The sequence below is a fragment of the Streptomyces sp. SID10853 genome (assembly GCF_010548145.1).
Taxonomy (GTDB): Bacteria; Actinomycetota; Actinomycetes; order Streptomycetales; family Streptomycetaceae; genus Streptomyces.
In genome coordinates, this window is sequence record NZ_JAAGLN010000332.1 from 1 (window position 1) to 5,785 (window position 5,785).

Genomic DNA, 5,785 nt, shown 5'->3' on the forward strand with positions numbered 1-5,785 from the left:
AGTTCCGTGGCCGGGGCGCCCGCGCTCCCCCAGGACGCGCCCGCGACCGGTGACGTCACCAGGGCCAGCGTCCCCGCCAGCACCAGGAGGGCACTGACGGCGACCCCGGCCGACGGGGAGGCGCAGGCCACGAGGGCGCCGACGAGCAACGGCCCGGCGACGTACAGCAGTTCCTCCGCCACCCCGTCCAGGCTGAACGCGCACCGCAGCAGCTCACCGCCGGGGACGAGCCGCCGCCACAGGGTCCGCATCGTGGGCCCGAGCGGAGGCGTCCCCGCACCGGCGGCCGCGGCCAGTGCGGCGGTCAGCGGACCAGGCGTACCGGGGTACCGCGTGACGACGGCGAGCGCGAGAAGCAGCACCGCGTAGCAGCCGGCCATCGGCGCGAGCGCGCGGCGGGGACCGTAGCGGTCGACGAGGGCGGCCCGGGCGGGCGAGAGGCAGACGCTGGTCGCCCCGAAGAGCGCCATGGCGGTACCCGCGACGGCGAAGGAGCCCGATGCGTCCTTGACGGCGAGTACGAGGGAGAGGGAGACCATCCCGTAGGAGAGACGGCCGATCAGGGCGGCACCGAAGGTGCGGCGGGCATAGGGGAGCCGCAGGACAGCGGCGTAGGACGGCATGGGGGTTCCTCGGAAGCGGCACGGACAGGACACCGGGTGGTCGGCCGGGTCCTACGCACGGGGGAGGAACATGCGGTCACGGTAGCAGGGGCGCCGGCGCACAGAGAGCCGTCCGGCCGCGCACACCACCCGCCCCGGACGCCACCGCCCCGCACCCGTCGGCGCCACCTGGCCTGGCGGCTCAGCGGGCCCGAAGAGTCGAGCACCCCTCGCGCCCCCAGCCCGAAGAGTCGAGCACCCCTCGCGCCCCCAGCCCGAAGAGTCCAGCACCCCTCGCGCCCCCAGCCCGAAGAGTCGAGCACCCCTCGCGCCCCCAGCCCGAAGAGTCCAGCACCCCTCGCGCCCCCAGCCCGAGGAGACCGCCACCACCCAGCACCCCCAGCCCGAAGGGCCGCAGCCCGAAGAGTCCGCAGCCCCCTCGCGCCCTCAGCCCGAAGAGTCCGCCGCCCCCTCCGTCACCGCCGCCACCAGTGCGTCCGCCGCCGCGTACGGGTCCAGGCCGCCCGTGACGATCCGTTCGGCCAGGGCGTCGAGGCGGTGGTGGCCGCGCAGGTCGCCGATGCGTTCGCGCAGGGCCGTCACCGCGATCGTCTCCACCTCGTGTGCCGCCCGGGCCCTGCGGCGCTCGGCGAGGACACCGTGCTCCTCCATCCAGGCCCGGTGTTTCTCCAGCGCCTCGACGACCTCGTCGGTGCCCTCACCGCGTGCCGCTACGGTCTTCACGATCGGCGGGCGCCAGTCGCCGGCGCCTCGCGCCTCGCCCAGGCCCAGCATGTGGTTGAGCTCGCGGGCGGTCGCGTCGGCGCCGTCCCGGTCCGCCTTGTTGACGACGTACACATCGCCGATCTCCAGGATTCCGGCCTTGGCGGCCTGGATCCCGTCGCCCATCCCGGGTGCGAGCAGCACCACCGACGTGTCGGCCTGCGAGGCGATCTCCACCTCGGACTGGCCGACGCCGACCGTCTCCACCAGCACCACATCGCACCCGGCGGCGTCCAGCACCCGGATCGCCTGCGGGGCGGCCCAGGCGAGGCCGCCCAGATGGCCGCGGGTCGCCATCGAGCGGATGTAGACGCCCGGGTCCGACGCGTGCTCGGACATCCGGACCCGGTCGCCGAGCAGCGCACCGCCGGAGAAGGGCGACGACGGGTCGACCGCGAGCACGCCGACCCGTTTGCCCGCCCGCCGGTACGCCGAGACCAGCGCCGACGTGGAAGTCGACTTGCCGACACCCGGCGAACCGGTCAGCCCGACGACGTACGCGCCGCCCGTCAGCGGAGCCAGCCGCGCCATCACCTCGCGCAGCTGCGGAGACGCCCCCTCCACCAGGGAGATCAGCCGGGCGACGGCCCTGGGCCTGCCCTCACGGGCCTGTTCGACCAGGGTGGGGACGTCCATGTCCACGTTCACAGCTCCGCTCAGTCCGATTCCGTATCCGGGTGCCCGCCGCCCCGGACCGCTCCTACTTGGGTACGCGCACGATCAGGGCGTCGCCCTGCCCGCCCCCGCCGCACAGGGCGGCCGCGCCGACCCCGCCGCCGCGCCGCTTCAGCTCCAGCGCGAGGTGCAGGACCACCCGGGCGCCGGACATCCCGATGGGGTGCCCGAGGGCGATGGCGCCGCCGTTCACGTTCACCTTTTCCGGCGAGACGCCGAGGTCCTTCATTGACTGGACGGCGACGGCCGCGAACGCCTCGTTGATCTCGATGAGGTCGAGGTCGTCGACACCGATGCCCTCCTTGCCCAGGGCGTGCCGGATGGCGTTGGACGGCTGGGACTGGAGGGAGTTGTCGGGCCCGGCCACATTGCCGTGCGCGCCGATCTCGGCGATCCAGTCGAGGCCCAGCTCCTGCGCCTTGGCCTTGCTCATCACGACGACCGCGGCCGCGCCGTCGGAGATCTGCGAGGAGGTGCCCGCGGTGATCGTGCCGTCCTTGGCGAAGGCCGGGCGCAGCTTGCCCAGGGACTCCGCCGTGGTCTCGGCCCTGATGCCCTCGTCCTGCGAGAAGAGGACCGGGTCGCCCTTGCGCTGCGGGATCTCGACGGGCGTGATCTCGGCCTCGAACAGGCCGTTCTTCTGTGCTGCGGCGGCCCGCTGGTGGGAGGAGGCCGCGAAGGCGTCCTGCGGGGCGCGGTCGATACCGAGACGGGTGTTGTGCTTCTCGGTGGACTCACCCATCGGGATGGACTCGAAGGAGTCGGTGAGGCCGTCGTACGCCATCGAGTCGAGCATCTCGACCGCGCCGTACTTGTAGCCCTCACGGGACTTCGGCAGCAGATGGGGCGCGTTGGTCATGGACTCCTGGCCGCCGGCCACCACCACGTCGAACTCACCGGCGCGGATCAGCTGGTCGGCGAGTGCGATGGCGTCGAGCCCGGAGAGGCAGACCTTGTTGACGGTCAGCGCCGGGACGTTCATGGGGATGCCCGCCTTGACGGCGGCCTGGCGTGCCGGGATCTGCCCTGCCCCGGCCTGGAGCACCTGGCCCATGATCACGTACTGCACCTGGTCTCCGCCGATACCGGCGCGCTCCATCGCGGCCCTGATCGCGAAGGCGCCGAGGTCTGCGCCGGAGAAGGACTTGAGCGAGCCGAGGAGCCGGCCCATCGGGGTCCTGGCTCCGGCGACGATCACGGAGGTACTGCTGTTCGTTCCAGACATGAGGCGCGGCCCCTTGGAAGAGAGTGAACGAGGGTTTACTCGAATGTACTGAGCGGTCTCCCGCTCGTCATCGCCCTGCCCATGTGATCGCGCGCACGTTGCGTAACCATGTGTCGGCGCGCTGCACTGGGGGAATGCTGACGCGAATCGACCACATCGGGATCGCCTGCTTCGACCTCGACGCAACTGTCGAGTTCTACCGGGCGACATACGGCTTCGAGGTGTTCCACACGGAGGTCAACGAGGAGCAGGGCGTCCGGGAGGCCATGCTCAAGATCAATGAGACGTCCGACGGCGGCGCCTCCTATCTCCAGCTGCTCGAACCGGTCCGCGAGGACTCCGCGGTGGGCAAGTGGCTGGCGAAGAACGGCGAGGGCGTGCACCACATCGCCTTCGGCACCGCGGACGTGGACGGCGACTCCCAGGATATTCGGGACAAGGGGGTCCGTGTGCTGTACGACGAGCCGCGCACCGGGTCCATGGGCTCCCGCATCACCTTCCTGCACCCCAAGGACTGCCACGGGGTGCTGACGGAACTGGTCACGGCCGCCGCACCGCACACCGCACCGCACGATGCGGACCCACTGGCGCGTAAGGAGCACTGACCTCCGGATACCCGGGCCGGTAGAGTGGGCGGCTCCGGTCCGGGGCCGGATCGGGGCCTGTGACCCATGCCTCGTCGTTGATCTGACACCATTCCCCCGGGGGCCCGTCATCGCCGAGACGGCGGCGCTCGTACGGGAAGAGTGTGTTGCGACCAGGGGACGGATGGGACCGCGCAGTGCGGGGCTACGAACGCCAGGAGAGCCACCGGGCTGAAGACGACCATCTTTCGCGGTTCGAGGCCGAGATGGACCGGCTGAAGACCGATCGGGAGAAGGCCGTCCAGCACGCCGAGGACCTCGGTTACCAGGTCGAGGTCTTGCGTGCCAAGCTCCATGAGGCGCGCCGCAATCTGGCGTCCCGTCCTGCCTACGACCAGGCGGACATCGGCTACCAGGCCGAGCAACTGCTGCGCAACGCACAGGTGCAGGCCGACCAGTTGCGCACCGACGCCGAGCGCGAGCTGCGCGAGGCGCGCGCCCAGACGCAGCGCATCCTCCAGGAGCACGCCGAGCACCAGGCAAGGCTCCAGGCCGAGCTGCACAGCGAGGCGGTCACCCGGCGCCAGCGCCTGGACCAGGAGCTGGCCGAGCGCCGGCAGACCGTCGAGTCGCACGTCAACGAGAACGTGGCCTGGGCCGAGCAGCTGCGGGCCCGGACCGAGGCCCAGGCCCGCAGGCTCATGGACGAGTCGCGGACCGAGGCCGAGCAGTCCCTGTCCGCGGCCCGCGCCGAGGCGGAGCGGCTGGTCGGCGAGGCCCGCCAGCGCCTCAGCTCCGAGGCCGATTCGGCCCGCAGCGAGGCCGACAGCATCCTGCGCAGGGCCCGCGCCGAGGCGGAGCGGCTGCTGACGGCCGCTTCCACCCAGGCGCAGGAGGCCACCACCCACGCCGAGCAGCTGCGTACGTCCACGACGGCCGAGTCCGACCAGGCACGCCAGGAGGCCGCCGAGCTCAGCCGGGACGCCGAGCAGCGGGTGCAGGAGGCCGAGCGCGCACTGCGCGAGGCGCGGGCGGAGGCCGAGAAGGTCCTCACCGAGGCGAAGGACACCGCGGCCAAGCAGCTCACCACGGCCGATTCGGTCAACGAGCAGCGCACCCGCACGGCGAAGGCCGAGATCGCCCGGCTCGTGGGCGAGGCGACCAAGGACGCCGAAGCCCTCAAGGCGGAGGCCAAGCAGGCTCTCGATGACGCCCGCGGCACCGCGGAGCGAATGGTCGCCGAGGCGAGCGACAAGGCCCGTACGGCGGCGGCCGAGGACACCGCCGCCCAGCTGGCCAAGGCCGCCAGGACCGCCGAGGAAATCCTGACGAAGGCGTCCGACGACGCCAAGTCGACCACCAGGGCGGCGGCCGACGAGGCCGAGCGGATCCGGCACGAGGCCGAGGCGGAGGCCGCACGGCTCAGCGACGAGGCCGCCGAGTCCGCCGAGCAGCTCAAGGGCGCGGCCAAGGACGACACCAAGGAGTACCGGGCCAAGACGGTCGAGCTGCAGGAGGAGGCACGCAGGCTCCGCGGCGAGGCCGAGCAGCTGCGGGCCGAAGCGGTGGCCGAGGGCGAGCGGATCCGCGGTGAGGCGCGCCGGGAGGCCGTACAGCAGATCGAGGAGGCGGCGCGGACCGCCGAGGAGCTGCTGGCCAAGGCCAAGGCCGACGCGGACGAGGTGCGTTCGGGCGCCACCGCCGAGTCCGAGCGGGTGCGCGCCGAGGCCGTCGAGCGCGCCACGACGCTGCGCACCCAGGCCGAGGAGACGCTGGAGCGCACTCGCGCCGAGGCGGAGCGGCTGGCCACCGAGGCCGAGGAGCAGGCCGAGGAGACCCGCACCCAGGCCGAGGAGGCCGCCGGTGCGCTGCGCGAGGACAACGAACGCGGCATAGAGGCCCGCAGGGCCGAGGCG

General features: G+C 72.6%; 4 protein-coding genes and 1 pseudogene. 2 read left to right on the top strand and 3 right to left on the bottom strand.

From position 1 onward, the window contains the following. The 3 genes from G3I19_RS33810 to G3I19_RS33820 all read right to left on the bottom strand — a co-directional run. Positions 1-623, bottom strand: a 623-nt coding sequence (locus tag G3I19_RS33810) for an MFS transporter (protein ID WP_343235290.1), incomplete at its 3' end; no start/stop codon positions are given. A gap of 426 nt (positions 624-1,049) precedes the next feature. After that, positions 1,050-2,021, bottom strand: coding sequence for a methylmalonyl Co-A mutase-associated GTPase MeaB (gene meaB, locus G3I19_RS33815; RefSeq protein ID WP_164267531.1), 972 nt, complete (start codon positions 2,019-2,021; stop codon positions 1,050-1,052). Between the two features lie 64 nt (positions 2,022-2,085). After that, complete coding sequence (locus G3I19_RS33820; RefSeq protein ID WP_164267529.1) at positions 2,086-3,285, bottom strand: acetyl-CoA C-acetyltransferase; 1,200 nt, start codon at positions 3,283-3,285, stop codon at positions 2,086-2,088. A gap of 134 nt (positions 3,286-3,419) precedes the next feature. Between G3I19_RS33820 and mce the strand changes: the two genes are divergently transcribed. Continuing rightward, on the top strand, positions 3,420-3,890 hold the full coding sequence (gene mce, locus G3I19_RS33825; protein ID WP_164267530.1) for a methylmalonyl-CoA epimerase: 471 nt from the start codon (positions 3,420-3,422) through the stop codon (positions 3,888-3,890). Positions 3,891-4,066: 176 nt separating this feature from the next. Further along, positions 4,067-5,785 (top strand): annotated as a pseudogene (locus G3I19_RS33830) (hypothetical protein); the annotation flags it as partial.

Bases quoted from the DNA above. Each gene is read 5' to 3' on its own strand.
- G3I19_RS33820 (WP_164267529.1), bottom strand. From the start codon at position 3,285: ATGTCTGGAACGAACAGCAGTACCTCCGTGATCGTCGCCGGAGCCAGG.
- mce (WP_164267530.1), top strand. From the start codon at position 3,420: ATGCTGACGCGAATCGACCACATCGGGATCGCCTGCTTCGACCTCGAC.
- meaB (WP_164267531.1), bottom strand. From the start codon at position 2,021: ATGGACGTCCCCACCCTGGTCGAACAGGCCCGTGAGGGCAGGCCCAGG.